The following is a 19,053-nucleotide window of genomic DNA, read 5'->3' as shown; positions in this document are numbered from 1 at the left end:
CTCAAATATTTTGTTCTATTTTTCAAGATAAACTTTTTGTTTTATCGTAGTGTTTATAATTCTTCTCAAATGAATTTGAGCCAATGGTCATCTTACATGAACCATTGGCTCTTCTTGTATTCGTTTTTCGCTATAAATTTTTAGGTTAATTACCGTATAGCTCAATCTGTGTTATACTAAAAAGTATAAGCCAGATTATCTTGACTATGTGGCACCTATCCTTTTGCCTATAAAGGAAAACCTGTGCTCATTAAATTAAGTACTATTCCATATGTAAAAGCGCTAAAAAGAAAGAAAAATAGCCAATTGGAATTGTTAGAGTATTGAGGCGTAAGTATGAACAAAACATTATATTTTAAGATTTTTTGCCTAGAATCATATAAAATGCGTACCAAATGGATGGTGTCACTGTACTAAATATATTTAAACAATACGGTGTATTTGACTACATCACTTCTTTCTATGATATACTGCATTCTACTGGACAGGAGTTTATAGTGTCGGACATTGATTTATATATCAAAGCAAGAAAACCTATTTAAGAAAGACTTCTTGTGGAAATAAGTGTTTTAATAATTATTTTGAAAAGTACAAGCTATGGGATATCCTCTTTCCATATTTGAATTGGATGGATGCCGAATCTTTATGGGCTTCGGTTTTATTTACCCGAAATTCAAGAATAGCTTCTGTTTCGTGTTACGATACTATTATGAATTCCTCCTACCGTTTTCGGTGATAGATATAATTAAATATTGTAGAGGATATATCAGTGTGAGTTGCCACTTTCATCTTAACTACTTTTTTCACGTTAGGCAGAACACCCAGAGTTTCCATTTCATGAATCTCCGGGTATTCTGCCTTATAGTTCAAACTTTGGCCAGCACAGTTATCCTTGAGACATACCAAAATACAGCCCCAATTTGGCAGCTTACTTTTCTGGCATATTCTGATACTTTCTCCATTCTTCCAGTAAACGGAAGATCGTTTTCTCCATCTGACGGGGCGTGGTGCCGGTAGGAAAATACTCCATCAGTCGGTCTTCCCGCAGCTTTAGCCGATCCACCTGATTGCCCTTTTGCTCACTGAGGATGCCAAGAATAGTATCCATATCCAGTTTGCCATCCTGACTGAGTTTTTTCAGGGTTTGCGCCTGTGAGCAGGACGGAGTGGCCTCTTCGGTGATGATAGTCTCAAGTAGCATACATTGCTCATCGTGCTTGAGAAAAGAGAGCTCCACCGCAGGGCCAAACGCGATTCGGCCTTCGTCCACCATCCGCAGCAAATTTTCCTCCAGATAGGTTAACCGGATATAGCGTTGTATGGTACGACTGCTTTCATCCATATTTTTAGCCATTTGATCATCTGACCGTATTCCAATTAAATCCGTGTCAACTTGGCGCAGATTATTTTGGGGTCGGCCAGCTTTCCGTTTCATCGCCTCCAGCTTCATACGATAAGCAAACGCCTTTTCACTGGGCAACAGGTTTTCTCGTTGTTGATTGGCATCCACCATTAAAATGATAGCGGAATCGTCATCCAAATCCCGTACAATCGCCGGTATCGTCTTTCGGCCAATCAACCTGCAGGCTGCCACCCGGCGGTGGCCGGACAGCAGTTCATAACCATCGCCATAGGGACTGGGTCGGACGATGCAGGGCGTCAGCACACCGTTTTCCTTAATGCTCTCAGCCAGCTGGCGCAAAGCATCGTCTTCCACCACGCGGAACGGATGGTTTTCAAAGGGATGTAGCTGCTCCAAGCGGACGGAAATGCTTTTTTCTCCCGTGTTAGTTTTCATCATTGGAATCCTCGCTTTCATAAGGTCGCACCGTTACATACCTCTGCTTCACATGGCCGGGGTATTCCGGAATGGTCATCCGGAGTATCCCCTCCTCCAGCAGGGGATGCAGTACGGTGTCCCGGAAAAATTTCCGGTCGGATAAATCGAGGAATTCCTGAATTTGTTTGCGGCTCCTTGGGGTCCGGCAGTAGAGCGCCACGGCAGCCCGTCTCTGCTCGTGGAAGCTCTGTTGTCTCTGAAATCCGTATTTCTGGATGTACTCGATGAGCCATAACTTTGGCACCCGGACCCAGCGGTCGAACTTGATGCTGTTAATCTCGCCGGAGCGCAGCATCCGGTATACCCGCTTCTTGTCCAGATTCATGATGACCGCCACATCATCGACTGAAAGAATATCGTCATAGGTGGCGAACATCTGCAAATATAGTTCATCTATGGTAATCTTTTTCATGAGGTACAACCTCCGTTTTCTTGCTTTGTCGGCAGCAAAGAGTCAGAAATTGCTGGGGGGTAAATTGAGTTTATGGGATAGACTTGACGGGGATTTGCTATCAATTCTCTATCGTTTTCGCTCTGACATGGGGTAAAAGCGCCTCCTTTCTCACAATGCCAAAACAGCGTACCGCTTCAGCCTTTGTTGCCCGCAAACCCGCATGATACAAGGATTTTTCAGCATATTCAAAGGCCTTGAACGACCTCGGGAGACCTCTCCTTTTCTTTCCCTTTAGTCGCTCGAAATACGGTAGTCCGCAAGGGCACGTGAGTTCGAATCCCACCGCTTCCGCCACCAGACTGAGTCTGGACGCAAATCGCGTTCAGACTCTTTTCCTTTAAACGACTTATAGCTCGCGTTTAACCCTGCATTTAAATTGATCAACACACTATTATGAATGACCCTCGGGTGGTCATAACGATAAAAACAGACTGGCATAGCCAGTCTGTTTTTTATTTGCAATATGGCACTCAAACTTTTCATATCGGGTGACGGATGACGGTTTTCAGTTTGGACGCTTCCGTCCTGCGGGGATCACTCAAATAAATCTCGTGGTGATACCGTTTATCGGTAATGTCGACAGCATACCCGTTTTGTTTCACGTACTGCTCCATTGCAAGGACAGTTGCGGGTTCGTCATTATAAGGGCCCAGATGCATGCACTGCACGCACAGCCCCTCGTCATAGGAAAAGAATTCCACCGCAGAAAAGTCCGTCTTCTTTTTCCTCGCTGCCTCTTCCTGTGCCCATTTAAAATCAGGCTCCTTCACGAAATCCGGCAGACGAATCAGGGAAATCCACTGAAAACGGTCCTTGCGGGAGTAATCAACGCCACGGATGCCCTCCTGCCACCAGAGCCCTTCCAGCGGCGGCACGACATATTCAAAGAAACCTTCGATTTGACGGGTGCCCTTGTAGCTCATCTTGATGGTGTAGGCCATACCATAGAGCAGTTCCATGGCCTTTTTGTATTCCCCGTCCTCTTCATTGGGGTCGCCTTTTCCCCGTACGGCGAGGAAATTCATTGCCGGAATTTCCACAATACCGGGATGCTCCGGCGGCAAATAAAATTCCCTGTACTCTTTCTTATAATCGAACGCCATGATTTTCCCTCCTTAATATGGACATTAACAGGCCAATTCCATGGCACATCCTCCTTTACGGGCGCACTCACCTCATTAAGAATATCTTTCTTTCACTCAAATGAAACGGCAAAATAATTCTATAGAAAGACATTTCAGTATTATTGTACTGAATCAATATGCAATTGTAAAGTTATTTCTCATCCGTGCACTTTTTGTCTTCCCGCGATAACGAAATCGTTCGCACTTCCGATTCCGGCAATGATATGTATAGCGCCTGAAAAGATTGACAAAGCAGCCGGGCGGGTGTATTGTATGATTATCGTTATCAAGAGGATGGCCTTTGTGAAGCGGGATGTTTCTTATCTCCTATACAAGACAAGGTGCCGGAGGAATATGAAAAAAGGCATTATTACAGCGGTGAAGTGCATGTCCGGGAGCTGTTCTGAAAAGTTGTCCCGCAAGGACGGCTTTTTTAACCGGCTTGAGTTAGTGGTAGCTAACCATCGGTGGGCGACCAGGAGGCCGCCCGTCTCCCTCACCGCCATGGCGGAGGGGCACACGAAAAACGCCAACGGAAAGAAAATCAGAAGGAGTGACGACAGGCATGGCGCATGAAGAAATCCGGCAGGCTTATCAGATGCTGGGACAGGAGGCTACCGCCTACGACGGTATGATCACCTGCTCCACTCTTTTTGGCAGAACCATCTGTAAACTGGTGTGGGATATGGACAAGGCGGATAATGACCGGTATCTGCAGCTGGCGCTTGCCGGAATCCGGGAGGACTTTGCCGGAAAGCTTCTGGAAGTTCCCGTGGGTACGGGCGTACTTACCATGCCGGTATACCAAAAGCTGAAAAATTCGGACGTGACCTGTCTGGACTACTCGACGGAAATGATGGCCACCGCGCAAAAAAGGGCGGAAAAGTTCGGATTGCGGCAGGTCCGCTTTGTACAGGGCGACGTGGGGGGCCTGCCCTTTGAAAACGGCAGCTTCGACGTCGTATTGTCCCTGAACGGCTTTCACGCCTTTCCGGACAAGGGCGCGGCCTATCGCGAGACCTTCCGGGTGCTGAAACCCGGCGGCATTTTCTGCGGCTGCTTTTATATCCGGGGCGAAACCCGGCGCACCGATTGGTTTATCCGGCATTTTTACGAACCCAAAGGCTTTTTTACTCCACCGTTTGAAACGGCGGCAGGCCTGAAAAAGCGGCTGGAAAATTTCTATGCAAACGTAACCCTGAATACGGTAAAATCCATGGCCTGCTTCTGCTGCCGCAAGGGGGAATCAAAATGATGAAACGTTTCTTTCAAAACACGCAGAAGCCGGAAGGCTTTCTGGGGCGCATGATGCTCCGCGGCATGAACGGAGGGCATACGCCGCTGTCCACCTGGGGGCTTTCCCTGATTTATCCCGCGCCGGATGCCCGCGTGCTGGACATCGGCTGCGGCGGGGGCGCAAACATCGCAAGGCTGATGAATCTCTGTCCCTTGGGGTCTGTGGACGGTATCGACTATTCTGCGGAAAGCGTCGCCTTCAGCCGGAAGAAAAACGCCGCGGACCTTGGCAAACGGTGTGAGATCCGGCAGGGGGACGTAGGGGCGCTGCCCTATGCCGACGCATCGTTCGATCTGGTGACCGCTTTTGAAACGGTCTATTTCTGGCCTGATCTCGAAAAAGCTTTTGCCGAGGTCCTGCGCGTGCTCAAACCCGGAGGGCAGTTTCTCCTCGTATGCGAAATGGATGATCCGGCAAACACCACCTGGACCGGGCTCATCGACGGGATGACGGTCTATGCCGGCGAGGACCTGAAGGTTCAGCTGGAACAGACGGGTTTTGCACCCGTCCGCCTGTTACGGAACAAAAAGGGCTGGATCGGTCTGCTGGCCGAAAAAGCGGAAAAGGGACTTTTATGAAAAAGCAGACAAAAATCGACTATGCAAATTGGATACCGGCAAAGCTTCCGACCGCCTTAGGCGTGACCGGCCTCCTGCTGGCCCTGCTGTTTGCCGCCAGTTTTCTGCCGGCAGCAAGCGTTCCCGTTATCATCCTTCGGATTTTTTTCGCTGCCGCCGCGCTTCTGACGCTGGCCTTTTTCGGATACATGGCCCTTGCCCGCCGTCTGCTCTCTTATGAGGGCGGCGGCGTGCAGGGCAAAATTCTGGACAATGTACTGCGCTATCTCGATTGGGACGGGCACGGTACGCTTCTGGACATCGGCTGCGGCAGCGGCGCGCTGACCATCAAGGCCGCAAAAAAACATCCGGATGCACGCTGCGTCGGCATGGACTACTGGGGCGCAATGTGGGACTACGCGAAGGATCAGTGCGAAACCAACGCGAAGCTGGAAGGAGTTGCAAAACGCACGTCCTTTCAAAAGGGCGATGCAGCGCATCTGGATTTTCCCGACGGGCACTTCGATGCCGCGGTAAGTAATTTTGTCTTTCACGAGGTACGCACCCAGCCGGATAAGCTGGCGCTGATTCGGGAGGCCCTGCGGGTGCTAAAGCCCGGCGCGCCCTTCGCGTTTGAGGATGTCTTTTTCTCTCAAAATAATTATCCGGATTTGAATCTGCTGTTAGAAACGCTGTCCAAGGAGGTAACGGAAATTCGCTTCGTGGACACCCGGAAGAACAGCTTTGTTCCGAAGCTGCTGAAGACACCTTTGGTCGCCGGGGAAATGGGATTGATCTGTGGGAGGAAATGAGGCGGCAGGACTCTGTTTTTATTGGACGGATACCGCCTATATTAAAAAGAGAAGTTGCTGACGAAAAATACCGTCTGCTTTTTTTGCAGACGGTATTTTGTGCTGACGACGCTTATTTCTTTCTTACGGGATAACAGACCTCGGTTACCCACTCTTCGGGATTTTGCGTTTCATGGGGACTGACATGATAGATATTGAAGGAAAGGCCGTTAAAGTCATAGCCGTTATCCTGAACCCAGTTTGCCACGGCCTCGTTGACCTCATCCACCTTTTCATAGCTGCCCTGGTAGGTGGCGGAAGCAATTAAAACAGGGGGCTCGGTTTTGAACACGACATGCCCGGTGTCCGGGTAGCTGCCCCGCACGGATTTCTGTACCTCCACATCCACATTGGATTCCTTGTACTCGCCGTCGTGGAAAATCGCCAGCGTATAGCAGGGATCGCCGTCCTGAATGTTCAGGGGTGCGGTTTCCTTCATCAGAATGTGCCAGAGCATGCCCTCCTGATCGTAAGCGGGAATGATCTGCCGAACGCTGGCAACGTAGCGTTCGGGCAGCGTTTTTAAGATTACATTGTAACTCATCGCGGTTCCATCCTTTCTCAGCCTTTTGATGGCTGTTTCAAGGAGCAGTAAACGGCGGCCGGTTTCCTCGGCTTCCGCTTTCACCTCGGCCCGCTTTACCGTCAGAAACTCCGCCAGCTTTTGCGGGTCGTTATAGCTTTTCAGGATTTCCCCGACAGCGGACAGGCCGAAGCCCATATCCTTGAGGGCGGCAATCTGGCCTGCCACCGGAAGCTGATCCTCACCGTAATAGCGGTAGCCCGTAAAAGGATCGGTGCTTTTGGGCACCAGCAGACCGATTTCGTCGTAATGCCGCAGCATCCGGATACTGATCCTTGACAGTTTTGAAAAATCACCTATTTTCAGCATGGCTGACACCTCACGCGCGTGTGCTTTTTTGAGCTCAGTTACAGTATAAAGTATCCCATAATGGGAGAGTCAAGAGGTATTTTACAATTTATCCCGCCGCGGCTTAAAATTTATCTTTCCGTTCTTTTATGGCGTTTTTTCGCCTCATACATTTTTTTATCGGCCAGCTTGATGATCTCCTCCGCCGTTAAGCCGGAGTCCGGCATTGTTACCACTCCCTGAGATACCGTAATGCCAATATCGCTGCCCTGTATGGGGAACGCCGCTTTATCAAAATCCTGATAAATCCGCTGTGAAACGCGGTGCGCCTCTTCGCTGCCGGTATTGTTCAGGCAGATCACGAACTCGTCGCCGCCGTAGCGGGCCGCCCAGTCCGTCTCGTTTCTGATGCATTTTTGAATCGTCCCCGCCGCGAATTTCAGAACCTGGTCCCCGGCCGCATGACCGAAAGTGTCGTTGACCGTCTTCATATTATCAATATCGATGAAAATAACCGACAGCGGCTTCTGGCCCACCATCGCGCCGACAATATCGGCGGGCAGACGGTCGTCCAGAAACCGGCGGTTATACAAAGACGTCAGCTCGTCCCGGATGACCATATCGTTGATATCCCTGACCGCGTTAAACAGCACCTGACCCTTATTGTATTCGCCCGTGCCGATCATCATGGTATCCGTCGCATTTTTCAGAATTTCCAAGACCACGGGGCGTTCCTCGGAGTCGATCGGCAGGGCCGTGACCAGCATAATCGCATCGGGGCTGTGCTCCAGCTTCATAAAGCTCTTCTGCTCCCGGTGTGCCCGGATCGACACGCAGTTTTCGCAGATGCGCCCGCTGCTCCAATAGGCGTAACACGCCTCGCACGTTTCGGCCGTACCGTTATTGCGGTATTCCATAACCCTTTTCCGCACGGGGTCCACAAGACGGACCGCATCATACATTTTGTGAAAAAAGTCCAAGTTCGCCTGCAATTTGTCCAGCGTAATTTTTTCGGTCATACATACTCTCCTTAAGATGATAAAACGGAAACAACGGGATGCGCTCAAGAACAGAAAAACAAAGTAAATTCTGCACAGTCGGGTAATAATGTTTTTTATTATACAATGAGAATGCAAATATGGCAAACTACAGACAGGAGATCATAAAGCATCCCAAATTTCCAGCTCAGATCGGATGGGCAGGCTCTATCGCCGCTGCCGGGGTCGCGCTCTCTTTTCTGGTGATCGACGACGGGCGTGTGGCCCAGCGCGGAACACATGCCGAGCTGATGGCTCAGGACGGGATTTACCGGAACTTTGTCTCCATCCGTCAGTCGGCGGAAGGGTGGAAAATCACCTGAACCGGGCAGAAACACAGCCGGTTGTAAAAACGCCTTATCTTGCATTCTTCCGTATTTTTTGATATCATTATTTTCAAATATGAAAACCACCGTGCCCCACTCCAAAGACAAGGTTGGAATCCTATGCGAATCATCATCTCTCCCGCAAAGAAAATGAATGTGGACACCGACAGCCTGCCCTGTGAAAGCCTGCCGCAGTTTTTACCGGAGGCGGAAGCACTGCTTTCCGCCCTGCGGGGCATGGACCGCGCCGAGTTAAGGCGTCTGTGGCGCTGCAACGATTCGATCGCCGCGTTCAACTACGGGCGAGTGCAGACGATGGACCTGTATGAAAACCTGACTCCCGCTATTCTCTCTTACGAGGGCATCCAGTACCAGTACATGGCCCCCGGCGTATTTGAGGACAAACAGTTTGCATACATCGAGGAGCATCTGCGCATCCTGTCGGGATTCTATGGTCTCCTGCGCCCTTTCGACGGGGTGACGCCCTACCGTCTGGAAATGCAGGCGAAGCTGTCGGTAGACGGAAAGAAAGACCTCTATGCCTTCTGGGGAGAGAAACCGGCGCGCCGGCTCTGTTCGGAGACCGGCTTTATCCTGAATCTGGCCTCCCGGGAATACAGCAAGGCGGTTTCGAGCCATCTGCCGAAATCGGTCCGCTTTCTCACCTGTACCTTTGGGGAATTCATTGATGGCAAGGTCGTCGAAAAGGGTACCCTGTGCAAGATGGCCCGCGGGGAGATGGTCCGCTGGCTTGCGGAAAATGCGGTAACGGACCCCGGCGGGGTCAAGGATTTTGACCGTCTGGGATATACTTATCATAACAATCTTTCCACGGACGATCATTTCGTATTTATCAAAAAGAAAACCCAACGGAGTTCAATATGATAAAACCAATTTGTAAAGATCCTGTTTTTCTGAGCCGGAAGTCGGTTCCGGCGACGAAAGCCGACCTGCCGGTCGTCAACGATCTGCTGGACACCCTGAGGGCCAACGCGGCGGAGTGCGTCGGCATGGCGGCAAATATGATCGGCGTCAACAAACGCATCCTCGCGTTCAGCCTTGGCCCCGTGAACATTCCGATGATCAATCCGGTCATTGCAAAGCGCGCCGGACCGTATGAAACGGAAGAGGGCTGCCTGTCGCTGACCGGCGTGCGGAAAACCACCCGGTACCGGTCCATTGAAGTGGAGTTCCTTGACCGGAGCTTCCGGCCCCAAAAGCAGACCTTCACCGGATGGACGGCACAGATCATTCAGCATGAAATCGACCACTGCGAAGGAATCCTGATCTAAAATACTACAGGGATATGGAGTGACTCCATATCCCTGTTCTCATGAATAACGCCCAAAGAATCCGTGACTCCGTCAGGCCAGCTTCCAGCCGATCGCCTCTCTGCGGGCATTGAGGAATTCGGAATAGATGCCGGGCTGCCCCGCCAGTTCCTGATGGGTACCCCTCTGCACGATTTTCCCGCCGTCCAGAACCAGAATCTGTTCGGCCTTCTCCACCGTTTTCAGGCGGTGCGCAATCATGATAATCGTTTTGTTGTGCGTCAGCGCGTCGATCGCTTTTTGCAGCTCGGCCTCGTTTTCCGGGTCCACATTCGCGGTCGCCTCGTCCAGAATGACGATCGGCGCGTTCTTCAGCATGGCCCTGGCGATGGAAATCCGCTGCTTCTCACCGCCCGAAAGGGAGCAGCCGCCCTCGCCGACCATGGAACCGTAGCCCTGCGGGAGCGCGGAAATGAACTCGTCGCAGCAGGCCGCTTTCGCCGCGGCGGCCACCTGTTCATGCGTCGCGTCCGGCTTTCCGAATTTGATATTATTTTCAATCGTATCGTTAAAAAGGTAGACGTCCTGAAAAACCATGGCGATATTTTTCATCAGGCTGTCCAGCTTATATTCCCGCACATCGTGTCCGCCGACGGTGATGGAGCCGCTGTCCACATCCCAGAAACGGGCGATCAGGCTGCACAGCGTGGTTTTTCCGCCGCCGGACGGGCCGACGACCGCCGTCGTGGTTTTTTCCGGAATGGTCAGGCTGACGCCGTCCAGAACCTTCCGGTCCCCATAGGAAAAGCCAACGTCCCGGAATACAATGCCGGAGGCTTTGGGGGCCAGCTCCCTGCCCTCGGTATCCATCGTCGGCGTATCGTCGACGGAATTGGCCTTTTCCATGGAGGCGTCCATCATCTGCAGCACGGAAGCCATATTCCCGGCGGATTCCAGCTCGCCGTAAACCATAAAGGAGGCGATGAGCAGCAGCAGGCAGTTTACCAGCGGCAGCTCCCCGTTCAGATAGAAAGCCAGCGTAGCGGTCAGGATGGCGACGCTCGCTACGCGGATCACAGCCCCTTTCAGGATATCCCACGGAATGACGTTCCGGGTAACCGCCAGATTCCGGGCGCAGCTTTCATCAATGGATTTTCGGATTTCCTGATCGCCGTCGTTTTCCAGCCCAAAGGCTTTGACCACGCTCATGCCCTGCAGATATTCCATCACGGCGGAAACCAGGCTTTCCTGCGCCCTCTGGCGTTTCGGAAAGCTTTTTGAAACGCCGCGCTGCGCCGCCTCGGTCGCCAGCAGATAGACGGCCATACCCGCTAAAACAATCAGCCCGATGCGCCAGTCGATCACGCATACGCCGAGGCCCAGCGCGGCGGAAGTGAGAAGCCCGCCCAGAACGCTCACCATGCACCGGGCGGCGGAGTTTTCCACATCCCCCAGCGTTGTGGTGACCACCCCGGTAATATTGCCAAGGCTGTTTTGATTGAAATACCCCATGGGGATATAGCGCAGGCGGTCCCCGATATGGATGCGTTTATCCGATACCATAAAATACCCGATCTGCGTCTGCTGCATATTGGAGAAGAAGGAAGCGGCGGCTTTTCCGGCGATCGAGACCAGCATGACGATCAGCGCGGTCCAAGCGGTTTTGGCGTCGCGATTTCCCGTTGTCAGCGCCTGCAGCACCAAAAGCAGCGCATAAAACTGCAGCGCGGAGAATGCCGAGCCGACAAAGGAAACCGCGATGGATCTCCACATCTGCCCCCGGCGTTCGCCGGAAAAAGCGGCTATTTTTTGAAATACATGAAACATTTTTTATCTCCTCCCTCAGCCCTGATCCCGGGCGCCTATATGCGCCGCCCACATTCCGGCGTATAGGGGACAGTCCCGGAGCAGCTCTTCCTGTGTGCCCTGCGCCGCGATCCGTCCCTTCTGAACCACGACGATGTTGTCGGCGTCGGTGATGGTAGACAGCCGGTGCGCAATGACGATCAGCGTTTTTCCCTTTGTCAGGGCGGAAATCGCCTTCTGGATAGCGGCTTCGTTCTCGGGGTCGATCGAGGAAGTGGCTTCGTCCAGAATCACGACCGGAGCGTCCTTGAGCATTGCGCGGGCAATCGCGACGCGCTGGCGTTCCCCGCCCGAAAGGCGGCTGCCGCCGCTGCCGACGACCGTGTCAAAGCCGTTTTCCAGCCGGCGGATAAATTCCCCGCAGCCGGCCGCCGCTGCCACGGCTTCCACCTCCGCGTCCGTCGCGCCTTTGTGTCCCACGCGGATATTCTCGCGCACCGACCGGTCGAAAAGATAGTTATCCTGTGAAACATAGGCGATCTGCTCCGTCCACTGCCGCAGGGGGATTTTTCGCAAATCCACCCCGTTGGCGCTGATCCCGCCGCCCGTCACGTCCCAGAAGCCCGCGATCAGCTTGGCAATGGTGGACTTTCCCGAACCGGAGGGCCCGACCAGCGCCGTCACCGTGCCGGGACGGATTTTGAGATTGACTTCGTGAAGCACCTCTTCGTTGTCCTTGCCGTAGGAGAACGAAACGTCCCGCAGGGCAATCTCCGGATTTTTCAGCCTGACCGGCGTCTGCGGCCGCTCCAGCTCGGGGGACTCCAGGATCGCGGAGATTTCCGCCACATTGGAGGAGACGACCGCTAAATCGTCTATAAAGGTCATCGCAGCCATGATCGGCCCGGTCAGGCCCAAAGACAGCACGATGATGGTCAGAAAGCTTTCGGCGGAAAGGCTGCCGCCCGCCCAGAAGGCAAAGCCCGCCGGCAGCACGGATGTTAGCACGGCCGGAATCACGGCTCCCCACGCGCACATGTACTTCAGGTTGTCGCCGAACCAGTCGACATAATACTGCCCGTTCGCCCTGACTGCGTCGGCATATTTCCGGTAGGAACCGGCGGACTGGCTGAACGCCTTGACCACCTGAATCCCGCCGACATATTCCACAATGGCGTTGTTCATCCGCCGCCCGGTTTCCACCGCCCCGGCCCAGCGCTTGGCATAGGTTTTTCCGCTCTGCGACACAAGGAAAAGGCCGATTACCAGCGTGATCAGGGAAATCAGCGCCATGCGCCAGTCAAGGACCAGCAGGTAAACAAAGATGGCGGCGGGCACCAGCGCGTTGGAGGTCAGCTCCGGAATCAGATGGGCAAGGGTGGGCTCCATCCCTTCCACACGGTCCACAATGGTGGTTTTGTACTGGCCGGAGGGGGTGTCCAGCACCGTGCCCATCGGAACCCTTGCCAGCTTCGCGGTCAGCGCCTTGCGCAGGTCGCGCAGGGTGTGATAGGTCGCGGTATGGGAAATCAGGGTGGACAGGCTGCCGAAAACCACCTTGCCGAGATACCCGGCGAGGGCGACCCCGCACCACGTCAGGCAGGAATTCCAATCCGCGCGCCCCGACAGCAGCAGCCGGATCACGGACGCCGCGCAAAAATAGGGGACCATCCCGCCGGCTACCCCCAGAACCGCCAGAACCACGGAGCCGACGAAGCTTCCGTGATAGGGCGCGGCCCAGCCCCACAGTCTGGCGGCGGCACCGGGTCCTTTTTTCTCTTTTTCTTCTTTCATAACAAACATCTCCTTTAGTTAGCTATAGCTAACTCAATAGCAAAAAATCAGGGGCTTACGATTTCGGCAGCCCCAGAATTTTGAACCAGCCGGCGGAATAGAATTCCCGCAGACTGTTCATGTAGACGACGGCCTTTTCAAAAGGCATGTCGTGGCGCACCGTTTCAAACATCCCCGAAAACAGGGCGCTGGCGAGAATGTGGATCAGCCCGTCGTCAAGGGGATAGACCGGAAGCCCCGCCGCTGTCATCCGGTCGATCAGGGTACGGCTCGCGTTGACTTCGATTTCGATCAGCGTGTCGATATAATGCTCGTATTTTGTCCCCGCGGCACAGGAACCGATCAGCTTGAACGCGTCGAAATGGCTGTAGATATGCCGGATCATCCACATCTGCCCGTCGTCCGAAACCTCCGGCAGACCGGCAAGCTGACGTTCGAGCGGCAGCTCTGAAAAGGACTGCTGAATCTCGCGGTAGCGGGCCACCAGCTGATGGGCCGGTTCCTCCACCAGCGCTTCAAACAGGGCTTCCTTGTCCGAATAGTAGCGGTAAATCGCCCCGGTGGTAACGCCCAGGGAAGCGGAAATATCGCGCAGCGAAGCGCCCTGAAAGCCTTTGGAAAGAAATTCCTTCTTCCCGGCCTCAAGCAGATCGTCCGCGAGCTTTTGATTCATCCGTTTCATGACAGGCTCCCATAAGATAACTTCGTTATTTAATAACACTGTTATCATAAAGCTAAAAAAATTTTTTGTCAAGACCCCGCATAGCCAGCTTACGAAAAAAACGGCCGCTCCGCTGTTCAGCAGAGCAGCCGCCCAAGCTATAAAATTATTTCAGGCCGTCCAGACCAACGGTATTTTTGTCGCCCCCAACCAGAGGAGCGCCCTTTTTGCCGCCGACCGTCATGTCGCTGGTGCAGCTGTCCTCTACCTTGGAATTGCTGTAACCGTACCCGGCGACGGTACCGGTCAGAGAACCCGCGCTGATACTTCCCGTGCTTGTGCAGTCGCTGACCACAAACGCGTTCGGCTCGGGGCGCTGTTCCTTGTACGCCTGCATGAAGAACCCGCTTTCGACGATGCCGCCGATTCTTTCTGTGCTGGCCGGCGCGGTGATGTCCTCTTTTACCGTACATCCGCTGATCGCCGTCGGCGTCTTGGCATCATTTCCCGCGTGACCGAACCTGTCGCGGAGCAGGAGACGATGGAGCTCTCCTCCATCCCGCCGGCAAGCACGCCGATTCCCTGCGCGTTGTCCCCGTTCAGCGTGACATCGGCGTTTGCCTTACAGTTTTTGATATCGCAGAAGCCGCCCCCCACGATCCCGCCGACCAGAAAGTTGCCGGCCACGCTGTTTGTGCCCTGAAGCGTAATGTTTTCCACCGGTTTCTTGGAAACTCCGTAGCCGATGACGCCGCCGACCAGCATATTGCTGGAGACTTTGACGTTTTCGGCCACCAGATCGGTCACGGACCCGTTTTCACCGGCCACGCATCCGAACAAGCCGACGCGGCGCTGCTTCCCTCCGGGCTGCCGCAGCCGGAAAAGCAAAGGGCAAACAGCATAACCATGCTTAAAACTAACTACAGCAATTCCATTTCAGTTCGCGAGACAAAACACGTTCCTCCCCCGCCTTGGGCGGGGGAGGAACGTAACCTTGCTGCAGAATCAACTGGGAATGCTAAGAAAGAAGGAACCCGATGCGTATCGAAACCTATGGAAAGGCAGGGCGGCCCTGCATCTCTGGCCGGGCGGACAGACGTGTCGCTGGCGGTAGAAGCAGGCTTCGGACACTGCGGTTTCCTGATGCGGGAACCGCAGAAATTTGCAAAACTGTTAATGGAGGAATGAACGATGACACCCGTACTGTCTGCGCTTTTGGAAGGACTGGTCTGGTCCGCCCTGTGGGTTGCCATGCTGATGCCCATGTTTTTCCGCTTTCCTTGGCTGCTGGTCCACGACTTCCCGAACCCACCCCCGCGCAGCGCCGGAACGGAATTCTTTTTACCGTGTTCGGGTATGTGATTCTGCTTGGCACGCTGACGGCGGCGGGGCTTGTTCCCTACGGTTCCGGTCCGGTCCCGTTCGGCGCCGTCTTTCTGCATCTGTGGATTATCTGCATGACCTGGAATGTGGTGGACCTGCTGGTTCTGGACTGGCTGGTATTCTGCACGATCACGCCCAAAAGCTTTATCCTGCCCGGCACCGAAGGCTGCAAGGGCTATAAGGACTACCGCTTCCACTTTATCGGTTTTCTAAAGGGCTGTGTTTACATGACGCTGTTCGCCCTGATTTTTGCCGGGATCGATTTTGCTGTTCTGAAATTATTGATCTGGTAAATTCAAATACCGTCAAAGATTCCCCACACCGCTCGATTTGCGCAATCCCTTTTGAAGCCTCTTGCCATTCCGGTTTATTTCGTGTTACACTGTAATCAGAAATCATGTACTGTATTCACGCAGCAGTACATCGGCCGGAAAAACGGGACGTATCAACAAGTCCGGACAGGTAGGAGCGTCATGACCACAAACAAAGAAGATTATCTGAAAGCAATTTATCACAGCGGCGGGCTGAATGACCGCGCCACGACAAAGGCAATCGCGGAGCAGCTGGGAATTGCCTCCGCTTCCGTAACGGAAATGCTGGCGCGGCTGGCGCGGGAAGGGCTGATCCTTTATGAACCGTATAAGGGTTCTCAGCTGACGGAAAAGGGGCTGCGGGCCTGTATCGGCATTGTCCGCAGTCATGAGCTGTGGGAGGTGTTTCTCGTACGCTACCTGGATTACAGCTGGAGCGAAGCGCACGAGGACGCGGAATTTCTTGAGCACGCGACAACGGAACGGCTGGCGGAGCGGCTGGACCACTTTCTGCAGCACCCCGAGGTCTGTCCCCACGGCGCGGTTATTCCGCGCCCGGAAAGTATCCCGGAGGAGCGGAAATTGAGCCCGCTTGCCTTCCAGCCGGTCGGAAAGGCCGCCGTAATCCGTCAGGTTGAGGAGGAAAAGGAGCTGCTGGATTATCTGGAGGGGCTGGGAATGAAAATCGGCTCATACGCAACCGTCCTTTCGTTCGGAGCGTACGACGGCCCGCTGGAAATCCTTCTGGACGGGCATCCGGTGCAAATCAGCCGAAAGGCCGCCGAAAAAATCCGGGTCGAACCGGAAGCGTGACCCGCTGAAAACGGCCTGAACGGTCCCGCAGTCCGGGATATCTGCGGACAGACTTTCGATTATAACATAACAGCCCTCCTTCCAACAAAAAGGAGGGCTGTTTTTATGCGCATATTCCATGCTTTTGCGAAGTTTTTCACTCAGCCGAGGAGCCATCCGTACAGCAGAATCAGCGCTGTGACCGCCAGCGCCGGGAGCTTGCGGAGGAGAATTTGTTTTGCGTATTCATCCATATCGGTTGCGCCTTCTTTCTGTGTCAGATAAACAAACGGACAATGGTGCTGAATAAAAAGCAGACGGCGATGCCGCATGCGGTGGGAACCAGAAAAGACACGGCGGTCCACCGGAGGCTTTGGGTTTCCTTGCGGATGGTGAGGCATGTAGTGGCACAGGGCCAGTGCATCAAGGAAAACAGGATGGTGCTGACGGCGGTCACCCACGTCCAGCCGTTTTGAACGAAGAGCTGCATCAGCGCGGGCCCTTCCAGTTCCAGCAGGCTTCCCTGCGCCATGTATGTCATGATAATGACGGGGACCACGATTTCATTGGCAGGCAGCCCCAGCAGAAAGCCGGTCAGAATCACGCCGTCCATGCCCAGCGCGCGGCCGAGGGGATCCAGAAACCCCGTCAGGCGCGCCAGCAGGGTCGCGCCGCCGACCGTAACATTGGCGAGCGCCCAGATCAGCACCCCGGCCGGGGCGGCGGCTGTGACCGCTCGGCCCAGTACCTTGAGGGTGCGGTCCACAATGCTGCGGACGATGACCTTGCCGATCTGCGGCCGCCGGTAGGGCGGAAGCTCCAGCGTAAAGGAGGACGGGACTCCCTTCAAAATCGTCCTGGAAAGCAGCCTGGAAACCAGCAGGGTCATTCCCATCCCGAACAAGATAACCCCGACCAGAATCAGCGCCCCCAAGAACGAACCAAGCAGCCCGGTCGCCCCGCCGATCAGGAACATGGTAATAATGGAAATAATCGTGGGGAAACGCCCGTTGCAGGGAACAAAATTGTTGGTAATGATGGCGATGAGCCGCTCCCGGGGGGAATCGATGATGCGGCAGCCGGTAACGCCCGCCGCGTTGCACCCGAACCCCATGCACATGGTGAGCGCCTGTTTGCCGCAGGCGGCGCAGCCTTTGAAGCAGCAGTCCAGATTAAACGCTACGCGGGGCAGATATCCGAAGTCCTCCAGCAGAGTAAACAACGGAAAGAAAATAGCCATCGGCGGAAGCATGACACTGATAACCCAGGCCATGACCTTGTAAACCCCGTGAATCAGCAGATCGGTCAATAATGCCGGCACACCGGCGGAAAATGCCGCGGCCGCCAGCCGCTCCTCCACCCGGAACAGTCCGTCGGCCAGCAGAGCCGAGGGAACGTTCGCGCCGGATATGGTGATCCAGAACACCGCCAGCAGGAGAAGCAGCATGATGGGAAAACCGGTAAGCCTGCTGGTAAACAGCTTATCCAGACGGCGGTCCCGCCGGCTGCTTCCGTTTGCGGTCACTGAAACAACCCCCCGGCTGATTTCCGCCGCGCACCGCACGAAGGCACCCGCCATATCGTCCCGAAGCCGCGTCCGGGAAACGCCCGCTTCCTCCATGCCGGCCCGCACATCCGCCAGTGTTTCCGAAAGCTCAGGAGCCCGCTCCGGGTCAAAGCCGAGACAATCCGCCAGTGAGGAACGAAGGCTTTCGTCCCCGTCCAGCAGCCGGGCGGCAAACCACCGGGCATCGGCTTTGCCGTGAGCGGCCTTTTCCGCCTGAGGCAGCAGCGCCTGAATGCCCTGCTCCACATAGCCGGGATAGGGAACAAGCGCCTGCTTTTCCTCCGGATGCTCGCCGAGCAATTGCTCCACAGCGTTCATGACGTCCTCCAGCCCTTCTCCGGAACGGGCGGCCGTACCGATTACGGGGACTCCCAGCCGCCGGGAAAGCAGGGGAAGGTCGATATCGATCTGTTTCTTCTTCGCCTCGTCCAGAAGGTTGACGCAGACCACGGTCCGCGGACAAGCCTCCATCACCTGCAGCACCAGATTGAGGTTGCGCTCCAGACAGGTGGCGTCACAGACCACCACGACGGCGTCCGGCGAACCGAAACAGATAAAATCGCGGGCCACTTCCTCCTCGGTCGAGCGGGCCATCAGCGAATAGCTGCCCGGAATATCGACAAGAACGTACCCGTGTCCGTTCCGGGAACAGTACCCCTGTGCATTTGCCACGGTCTTTCCGGGCCAGTTGCCCGTGTGCTGGCGCATACCGGTCAGCGCGTTGAACACGGTGGATTTCCCCACATTGGGATTCCCGGCCAGCGCAACGACCCGGTCGCCGGCCTCTTTTTTATGAATTACAAGCCCCGCGCAGGAAGAATTGAGCTCAGCGGCGGCTTTAAGCGCTGGCATCGGCGGCCTCCTCCAAAACAAGGACCGTATCGGAATCCTCACGGCGCAGGGCAATGACCGCCCCGCAAATTTCATAGGCGGTCGGGTCCCCCAGAGGGCTCAATTCCACACAGGTCACTTCCCGGCCTTCCACCAGACCCAGATCCTGCAGCCGCCTGCGCAGCCCCCCCTCGGCCGAAAGGCCCGAGACGATCGCCCGCCGGCCCGGGCGTATCTGTGTTAACGGTATCGTTTGCTGCACTTCCTATCCCTCCAATCC

At 54.5% G+C, this 19,053-nt stretch carries 22 protein-coding genes; 10 read left to right on the top strand and 12 right to left on the bottom strand.

Going from position 1 to position 19,053, the window contains the following annotated elements:
* The first annotated feature begins 395 nt into the window (after window positions 1–395).
* Window positions 396–542, top strand: a complete 147-nt coding sequence (locus ACRQV7_RS00745; protein WP_444659083.1) for a DUF3791 domain-containing protein — start codon at window positions 396–398, stop codon at window positions 540–542.
* 386 nt (window positions 543–928) lie between these two features.
* Here the strand turns inward: ACRQV7_RS00745 and ACRQV7_RS00740 are convergent, their stop codons facing one another.
* The 3 genes from ACRQV7_RS00740 to ACRQV7_RS00730 form a co-directional block, all read right to left on the bottom strand.
* Window positions 929–1,798 (bottom strand): ParB/RepB/Spo0J family partition protein, encoded by an 870-nt coding sequence (locus tag ACRQV7_RS00740; RefSeq protein WP_444660306.1) that lies wholly within the window; start codon window positions 1,796–1,798, stop codon window positions 929–931.
* Window positions 1,788–2,252 (bottom strand): helix-turn-helix domain-containing protein, encoded by a 465-nt coding sequence (locus ACRQV7_RS00735; protein WP_444659082.1) that lies wholly within the window; start codon window positions 2,250–2,252, stop codon window positions 1,788–1,790. Before ACRQV7_RS00735 ends, ACRQV7_RS00740 begins: the two co-directional genes overlap by 11 nt.
* Before the next feature lie 521 nt (window positions 2,253–2,773).
* On the bottom strand, window positions 2,774–3,397 hold the full coding sequence (locus ACRQV7_RS00730; protein ID WP_444659081.1) for a GyrI-like domain-containing protein: 624 nt from the start codon (window positions 3,395–3,397) through the stop codon (window positions 2,774–2,776).
* A gap of 294 nt (window positions 3,398–3,691) precedes the next feature.
* Here ACRQV7_RS00730 and ACRQV7_RS00725 point away from each other — a divergent pair, with 294 nt between their 5' ends.
* The 4 genes from ACRQV7_RS00725 to ACRQV7_RS00710 are packed head-to-tail and all read left to right on the top strand — an operon-like array spanning window position 3,692 to window position 6,084.
* A complete protein-coding gene (locus tag ACRQV7_RS00725) occupies window positions 3,692–3,994 on the top strand; it encodes a hypothetical protein (protein ID WP_444659080.1) in 303 nt (100 codons plus the stop codon).
* A complete protein-coding gene (locus ACRQV7_RS00720) occupies window positions 3,984–4,673 on the top strand; it encodes a class I SAM-dependent methyltransferase (RefSeq protein WP_444659079.1) in 690 nt (229 codons plus the stop codon). The genes ACRQV7_RS00725 and ACRQV7_RS00720 overlap by 11 nt, the downstream gene beginning before the upstream one ends.
* Entirely contained in the window at window positions 4,670–5,293 is a 624-nt protein-coding gene (locus ACRQV7_RS00715; RefSeq protein ID WP_444659078.1) for a class I SAM-dependent methyltransferase, read from the top strand. The genes ACRQV7_RS00720 and ACRQV7_RS00715 overlap by 4 nt, the downstream gene beginning before the upstream one ends.
* On the top strand, window positions 5,290–6,084 hold the full coding sequence (locus ACRQV7_RS00710; RefSeq protein ID WP_444659077.1) for a class I SAM-dependent methyltransferase: 795 nt from the start codon (window positions 5,290–5,292) through the stop codon (window positions 6,082–6,084). Before ACRQV7_RS00715 ends, ACRQV7_RS00710 begins: the two co-directional genes overlap by 4 nt.
* 112 nt (window positions 6,085–6,196) lie before the next feature.
* Here ACRQV7_RS00710 and ACRQV7_RS00705 read toward each other — a convergent pair whose 3' ends face one another.
* A complete protein-coding gene (locus ACRQV7_RS00705) occupies window positions 6,197–7,015 on the bottom strand; it encodes a MerR family transcriptional regulator (protein ID WP_444659076.1) in 819 nt (272 codons plus the stop codon).
* 110 nt (window positions 7,016–7,125) lie between these two features.
* The gene (locus tag ACRQV7_RS00700; protein ID WP_444659075.1) at window positions 7,126–8,013 is read right to left on the bottom strand and encodes a GGDEF domain-containing protein; all 888 of its coding nucleotides are present in this window, start codon (window positions 8,011–8,013) and stop codon (window positions 7,126–7,128) included.
* A 119-nt stretch (window positions 8,014–8,132) separates the two neighbouring features.
* On the opposite strand from ACRQV7_RS00700, the gene ACRQV7_RS00695 reads away from it, so the two are divergent.
* The 3 genes from ACRQV7_RS00695 to ACRQV7_RS00685 all read left to right on the top strand — a co-directional run bounded on the left by ACRQV7_RS00695 (window position 8,133) and on the right by ACRQV7_RS00685 (window position 9,649).
* Complete coding sequence (locus ACRQV7_RS00695; RefSeq protein WP_444659074.1) at window positions 8,133–8,354, top strand: hypothetical protein; 222 nt, start codon at window positions 8,133–8,135, stop codon at window positions 8,352–8,354.
* 123 nt (window positions 8,355–8,477) lie between these two features.
* Window positions 8,478–9,242 (top strand): peroxide stress protein YaaA, encoded by a 765-nt coding sequence (gene yaaA, locus ACRQV7_RS00690; RefSeq protein ID WP_444659073.1) that lies wholly within the window; start codon window positions 8,478–8,480, stop codon window positions 9,240–9,242.
* The gene (locus tag ACRQV7_RS00685) at window positions 9,239–9,649 is read left to right on the top strand and encodes a peptide deformylase (protein ID WP_275714862.1); all 411 of its coding nucleotides are present in this window, start codon (window positions 9,239–9,241) and stop codon (window positions 9,647–9,649) included. The genes yaaA and ACRQV7_RS00685 overlap by 4 nt, the downstream gene beginning before the upstream one ends.
* 72 nt (window positions 9,650–9,721) lie before the next feature.
* Here ACRQV7_RS00685 and ACRQV7_RS00680 read toward each other — a convergent pair whose 3' ends face one another.
* The 5 genes from ACRQV7_RS00680 to ACRQV7_RS00660 all read right to left on the bottom strand — a co-directional run bounded on the left by ACRQV7_RS00680 (window position 9,722) and on the right by ACRQV7_RS00660 (window position 14,777).
* Window positions 9,722–11,455 carry an ABC transporter ATP-binding protein gene (locus ACRQV7_RS00680; RefSeq protein WP_275714864.1) on the bottom strand — a complete coding sequence of 578 codons (1,734 nt, stop codon included), beginning with the start codon at window positions 11,453–11,455 and terminating at the stop codon, window positions 9,722–9,724.
* A 15-nt stretch (window positions 11,456–11,470) separates the two neighbouring features.
* On the bottom strand, window positions 11,471–13,228 hold the full coding sequence (locus tag ACRQV7_RS00675) for an ABC transporter ATP-binding protein (RefSeq protein ID WP_444659072.1): 1,758 nt from the start codon (window positions 13,226–13,228) through the stop codon (window positions 11,471–11,473).
* 55 nt (window positions 13,229–13,283) lie between these two features.
* On the bottom strand, window positions 13,284–13,910 hold the full coding sequence (locus ACRQV7_RS00670; RefSeq protein ID WP_444659071.1) for a TetR/AcrR family transcriptional regulator: 627 nt from the start codon (window positions 13,908–13,910) through the stop codon (window positions 13,284–13,286).
* 145 nt (window positions 13,911–14,055) lie between these two features.
* Window positions 14,056–14,286, bottom strand: coding sequence for a hypothetical protein (locus tag ACRQV7_RS00665; RefSeq protein WP_275714870.1), 231 nt, complete (start codon window positions 14,284–14,286; stop codon window positions 14,056–14,058).
* Between the two features lie 65 nt (window positions 14,287–14,351).
* Window positions 14,352–14,777 (bottom strand): GLUG motif-containing protein, encoded by a 426-nt coding sequence (locus tag ACRQV7_RS00660; RefSeq protein WP_444659070.1) that lies wholly within the window; start codon window positions 14,775–14,777, stop codon window positions 14,352–14,354.
* 296 nt (window positions 14,778–15,073) lie between these two features.
* Here ACRQV7_RS00660 and ACRQV7_RS00655 point away from each other — a divergent pair, with 296 nt between their 5' ends.
* Together ACRQV7_RS00655 and ACRQV7_RS00650 are read left to right on the top strand one after the other, a co-directional pair.
* Window positions 15,074–15,565, top strand: a complete 492-nt coding sequence (locus tag ACRQV7_RS00655) for a hypothetical protein (RefSeq protein ID WP_444659069.1) — start codon at window positions 15,074–15,076, stop codon at window positions 15,563–15,565.
* 180 nt (window positions 15,566–15,745) lie between these two features.
* Window positions 15,746–16,396: a metal-dependent transcriptional regulator gene (locus ACRQV7_RS00650; protein ID WP_444659068.1), complete on the top strand. Its 651-nt coding sequence runs from the start codon at window positions 15,746–15,748 to the stop codon at window positions 16,394–16,396.
* 256 nt (window positions 16,397–16,652) lie between these two features.
* Here ACRQV7_RS00650 and feoB read toward each other — a convergent pair whose 3' ends face one another.
* Window positions 16,653–18,794: a ferrous iron transport protein B gene (gene feoB, locus ACRQV7_RS00645; protein WP_444659067.1), complete on the bottom strand. Its 2,142-nt coding sequence runs from the start codon at window positions 18,792–18,794 to the stop codon at window positions 16,653–16,655.
* Complete coding sequence (locus tag ACRQV7_RS00640; RefSeq protein ID WP_444659066.1) at window positions 18,781–19,035, bottom strand: FeoA family protein; 255 nt, start codon at window positions 19,033–19,035, stop codon at window positions 18,781–18,783. Before ACRQV7_RS00640 ends, feoB begins: the two co-directional genes overlap by 14 nt.
* Window positions 19,036–19,053 lie beyond the last annotated feature (18 nt).

Source organism: Caproiciproducens lactatisolvens (assembly GCF_052443335.1).
In the GTDB taxonomy this organism is placed as follows: Bacteria; Bacillota; Clostridia; order Oscillospirales; family Acutalibacteraceae; genus Caproiciproducens.
This window is presented reverse-complemented; position numbering and strand designations above follow the sequence as displayed.

Excerpts from the sequence above, each read along its gene's own strand:
- ACRQV7_RS00745 (WP_444659083.1), top strand. The coding sequence starts at position 396 with ATGGATGGTGTCACTGTACTAAATATATTTAAACAATACGGTGTATTT.
- ACRQV7_RS00740 (WP_444660306.1), bottom strand. The coding sequence starts at position 1,798 with ATGAAAACTAACACGGGAGAAAAAAGCATTTCCGTCCGCTTGGAGCAG.
- ACRQV7_RS00735 (WP_444659082.1), bottom strand. The coding sequence starts at position 2,252 with ATGAAAAAGATTACCATAGATGAACTATATTTGCAGATGTTCGCCACC.
- ACRQV7_RS00730 (WP_444659081.1), bottom strand. The coding sequence starts at position 3,397 with ATGGCGTTCGATTATAAGAAAGAGTACAGGGAATTTTATTTGCCGCCG.
- ACRQV7_RS00725 (WP_444659080.1), top strand. The coding sequence starts at position 3,692 with ATGATTATCGTTATCAAGAGGATGGCCTTTGTGAAGCGGGATGTTTCT.
- ACRQV7_RS00720 (WP_444659079.1), top strand. The coding sequence starts at position 3,984 with ATGGCGCATGAAGAAATCCGGCAGGCTTATCAGATGCTGGGACAGGAG.
- ACRQV7_RS00715 (WP_444659078.1), top strand. The coding sequence starts at position 4,670 with ATGATGAAACGTTTCTTTCAAAACACGCAGAAGCCGGAAGGCTTTCTG.
- ACRQV7_RS00710 (WP_444659077.1), top strand. The coding sequence starts at position 5,290 with ATGAAAAAGCAGACAAAAATCGACTATGCAAATTGGATACCGGCAAAG.
- ACRQV7_RS00705 (WP_444659076.1), bottom strand. The coding sequence starts at position 7,015 with ATGCTGAAAATAGGTGATTTTTCAAAACTGTCAAGGATCAGTATCCGG.
- ACRQV7_RS00700 (WP_444659075.1), bottom strand. The coding sequence starts at position 8,013 with ATGACCGAAAAAATTACGCTGGACAAATTGCAGGCGAACTTGGACTTT.
- ACRQV7_RS00695 (WP_444659074.1), top strand. The coding sequence starts at position 8,133 with ATGGCAAACTACAGACAGGAGATCATAAAGCATCCCAAATTTCCAGCT.
- yaaA (WP_444659073.1), top strand. The coding sequence starts at position 8,478 with ATGCGAATCATCATCTCTCCCGCAAAGAAAATGAATGTGGACACCGAC.
- ACRQV7_RS00685 (WP_275714862.1), top strand. The coding sequence starts at position 9,239 with ATGATAAAACCAATTTGTAAAGATCCTGTTTTTCTGAGCCGGAAGTCG.
- ACRQV7_RS00680 (WP_275714864.1), bottom strand. The coding sequence starts at position 11,455 with ATGTTTCATGTATTTCAAAAAATAGCCGCTTTTTCCGGCGAACGCCGG.
- ACRQV7_RS00675 (WP_444659072.1), bottom strand. The coding sequence starts at position 13,228 with ATGAAAGAAGAAAAAGAGAAAAAAGGACCCGGTGCCGCCGCCAGACTG.
- ACRQV7_RS00670 (WP_444659071.1), bottom strand. The coding sequence starts at position 13,910 with ATGAAACGGATGAATCAAAAGCTCGCGGACGATCTGCTTGAGGCCGGG.
- ACRQV7_RS00665 (WP_275714870.1), bottom strand. The coding sequence starts at position 14,286 with ATGCAGGCGTACAAGGAACAGCGCCCCGAGCCGAACGCGTTTGTGGTC.
- ACRQV7_RS00655 (WP_444659069.1), top strand. The coding sequence starts at position 15,074 with ATGAACGATGACACCCGTACTGTCTGCGCTTTTGGAAGGACTGGTCTG.
- ACRQV7_RS00650 (WP_444659068.1), top strand. The coding sequence starts at position 15,746 with ATGACCACAAACAAAGAAGATTATCTGAAAGCAATTTATCACAGCGGC.
- feoB (WP_444659067.1), bottom strand. The coding sequence starts at position 18,794 with ATGCCAGCGCTTAAAGCCGCCGCTGAGCTCAATTCTTCCTGCGCGGGG.